A 3947-nucleotide genomic window follows, 5' to 3' on the forward strand; every position below is an offset into this window, starting at 1 on the left:
GGAAATGAAATTTAAACTGCAAACGGTCATTCAGATACCTGCAGTAGTACTAGGCGGTTGTTTAGGTATTTACCTGGCAAAAAATGGTTATGGAACCTGGAGTTTAGTTTGGATGAGTTTGCTGAGTGCGAGTGTTTCTACCGTTTTACATTGGTTTTATTCAGACTGGCGACCACGACTGATTTTTAATAAAAAAAGCTTCAGAAAGCACTTTCATTTTGGTTACAAAATGACACTTTCTGGCCTGTTGGATGCCATTTATCAAAATTTATACACCGTTATTATAGGTCGCTTTTATGCGGCAGCCCAATTGGGCTTTTATGCCAGAGCAGATAGTTTAAGTCAGTTACCCATTGGGATTATTTCTACCGCAATTGGTAAAGTAACCTATCCTATGTTTTCGAACATCAGCAATGACGATGTAAAGCTTAAAATGGTTTACCGCAGGTTAATGCAGCAGGTGTTATTCTGGAATGCACCCATCCTGATTTTTTTAGCACTTATTGCCCAACCTTTAATCTCTTTGCTTTTAACCGATAAATGGCTGYCATCTGTACCTTATTTTCAGATTTTATGTATTGCGGGTATTCTATATCCGGTACACGCATATAACCTGAATATTTTAAAAGTTAAAGGTCAAAGTGGACAGTTCTTGAAATTAGAAATTATAAAAAAGGTGCTAAGTGTAATCGGAATTATCTGTGTAATTCCATTTGGCATCATGGGACTTCTATATTTTCAGCTCTTCTTTACTGTTTTCGCCTATTATATCAATTCAACATATAGTGGCAAATTAATCAATTACCCAATTAAAGAACAGCTTCATGATATTGTGCCTATTTTAATGTTATCCAGTCTGTTAGGTTTAGCTTGTTACTGCCTCGATACCTGGTGTTTAACACATTATCACATCAACAATATTTTGCGCATTGCTGGTATAAGCATCATCTATGGCAGTTTTTACCTCGGCATAAGTAGCAGCATCAAACTCGCTGCACTCCTTGATTTTAAACAATTAATCCTCAAACAATGATACCTGTAACCAAACCCTTTTTGCCTAAACAGGCAGATTTTAAAAGCTATGTAAGTAGCATTTGGGCCAGACAGTGGCTCACCAATAATGGTCCTTTGGTAAATGAACTGGAGTTGAAGTTGCAACAATACTTAGAGCTACCTCATTTATTATATGTAACCAATGGTACTATCGCATTACAGCTGGCCATACAGGCATTAGAAGTAAAAGGCGAAATTATTACCACACCGTTTTCTTTCGTGGCTACCACCAGCAGTATTGTTTGGCAAGGTTGCAAACCTGTTTTTGTTGATATAGATGAAGATACCCTTAACATAGATCCCAATAAAATTGAAGCGGCCATTACGTCTAATACCTCGGCAATTTTGGCTACACACGTTTTTGGAAACCCTTGTGATATTGAAGCGATAGACCGCATTGCAAAAAAACATGGACTAAAGGTAATTTATGATGCCGCCCATTGTTTTGGCACAAAATATAAAGGTAAATCGATCTTCGCTTATGGCGATGTAAGCACAACCAGCTTCCATGCAACTAAACTGTTTCATACCATTGAAGGTGGGGCTGTTTTTACTCAAAATCCTGATACTTTAAAGAGAATGGCGCTGATGCGTAATTTCGGTTATAGTGGGGTAGATACCTTTTCAGAGATTGGAACTAATGCTAAAAACTCCGAGTTTCACGCTGCAATGGGTCTTTGTAACCTAAAACATATCGATCAGATTTTAAGTAAACGCAAAGAGCTATCACAGCATTACGAAATGCGTTTAAACAAAATTGAAGCCCAGTTTCAGGTTATTCAGGCCGATACGGAATTTAATTACGCATACTATCCCGTAATATTCAGATCGGAAGAAATTATGCTCGATTGCATGAAACAGTTAGAACTGGTTCAGGTGTATTGTAGGCGATACTTTTACCCATCCTTATCGGCCTTGCCATACATTGCGAAGGTAAATATGCCGATCTGTGATTCTATTTCTAAACGCATTATGTGTTTGCCACTTTACCATACGTTAACCAGTGCCGATCAGGATTTAGTAGTCAGGATTATTTTGAGAACCCAGAATTACCGCAAAAAACAAGTGCTTAAACTCGCTGATTACAGTACCATGGTTAATGGCAGCATAGGCATGGCGGTTAACGGCAATTAATAGCAGCTTCTATTATGAAACAAGACGATACAGGTATAATGGTTAGCATTTTTTGCATCACTTATAACCACAGTAAATTTATTGCGAAAGCACTGGATGGATTTCTGATGCAGAAATGCAATTTTAATACAGAAATTATTATTGGAGACGATTGTTCTACAGATGGAACCACAGAGATTATCGATGAATATGTTGCCAAACATCCTGATAAAATTAAGCGTTTAAAAGCGCCAAAGAATATCGGTGCTACCCAAAACGTAATTCGGGTTGCGCTAGAAACCAAAGGTAAATACGTAGCCACATGCGATGGTGATGATTATTGGTTAGATCCATATAAACTGCAGAAACAGGTAGATTTTTTAGAAAATAATCCAGAATATGTAATGTGCTGCCATTATACACGCGAAATAAATTTTGATGATACTGAACTGTTTTACATGGATTTTAACCCTGTTCCCTTACAGTATAGCTTTAGCGATCTGATTGTAAACAGGCAAGTTGAAACCTGTACCGCAACTATTGTTTACCGCAACATTGAAGCCATTAGAAATCTTTATAAAAACGATTGGTTTTTGAAATGCAATGCCTGTGATAAACTGTTGAAACTCTATTGTACCTGGGTAACGGGTAAAAAAATATATGTTTTACCTGAAGTAATGAGCTGTTACAGGCGTCATCCCGGAGGGATTTGGAGTCCGGTTGCTTATATTCCATTAAAGAAGATGCAACTGAGTGATTTCTATATCATCATTAAAATCTTCACATATACTGGCTTACAGAAAGTTAAACTTTTGAACTTTTACCTCAGAAAATACTTCCTCTTCGAAGTGAAATATAAAACCTTTGGAAACGCTTTCCAGACCATTAAAACAATTGTAAACTAATTCGAAATGACTACTAAATTATGCTTCGTAATCAACAGTTTAGAAGGTGGCGGAGCTGAAAGGGTAATTAGTAATCTGGCTAATCATTTCAGTGAAAAAAAATGCAGTGTTACAATGATTTGCCTTAATACAGCTCAAGTTAAATATCAGATCAATAAACAGGTTAAAATTGTAAATCTTGTAGAAAGAAAAGAAAGTCAAAATCTCTTAAACAGGATTAGATATGCTTACTTAACTTTTTACCGGTTACTTTCTCTATTAAAGAAAGAAAAACCGGACTGTACCATTTGTTTTATGACATCGGCGAACGTGTGGGCAGGTTTATGTTGTATGATTTTAGGTTTGCCTTACCTGGTTTCAGAAAGAACGGCCCTAAATAGCACCATACAACAATACAACAAATTACTACAGTGGTTTATATTCCATATTTATAGAAAATCAAAAGCCATTGTGCTACCAGCATTTGGAATGTTTAAAGGATTTAAAAGGATTAAGCAATTCGAAAAACTGAATAATTTTGAAACCATCCATAATCCAATCAATCAGTTTATAAAGCCAAATAAAGATACCGTAAATGATAAAGCATTTATACTTTCTGTTGGAAGATTAACTCGCGAAAAAGGTTTCGATCTGCTTATTAATGCTTATAGCCGCTTGGAGTTATCCGATGTTGATCTTTTAATCTCGGGTGAAGGCCCTGAAAGAGAAAACCTCGAAAAGCAGATTACGGATTTAAATTTAACAGATAAAGTTAAATTGATCGGCTTTAAATCGAACCTGCAGGATTATTATGCGCAAGCAGAGGTTTTTGTGCTTTCTTCCAGAAATGAGGGCTATCCAAATGTATTGGTAGAAGCGATGGGAATGGGCTGTGCC

4 protein-coding genes are annotated in these 3947 nt (G+C 36.6%); all 4 read left to right on the plus strand.

The features are described 5' to 3' along the window. A partial coding sequence (locus AC1DPQ_RS20355; protein ID WP_477610698.1) for a lipopolysaccharide biosynthesis protein occupies positions 1–1033 on the plus strand: 1033 nt, incomplete at its 5' end. Next, positions 1030–2187: a DegT/DnrJ/EryC1/StrS family aminotransferase gene (locus tag AC1DPQ_RS20360; RefSeq protein WP_477581869.1), complete on the plus strand. Its 1158-nt coding sequence runs from the start codon at positions 1030–1032 to the stop codon at positions 2185–2187. The genes AC1DPQ_RS20355 and AC1DPQ_RS20360, both read left to right, overlap by 4 nt. 14 nt (positions 2188–2201) lie before the next feature. Continuing rightward, entirely contained in the window at positions 2202–3071 is an 870-nt protein-coding gene (locus AC1DPQ_RS20365; protein ID WP_477581871.1) for a glycosyltransferase, read from the plus strand. 6 nt (positions 3072–3077) lie between these two features. Further along, positions 3078–3947, plus strand: an 870-nt coding sequence (locus tag AC1DPQ_RS20370) for a glycosyltransferase (protein ID WP_477610699.1), incomplete at its 3' end; no start/stop codon positions are given.

The organism is Pedobacter sp. 01T416_2 (assembly GCF_056398925.1).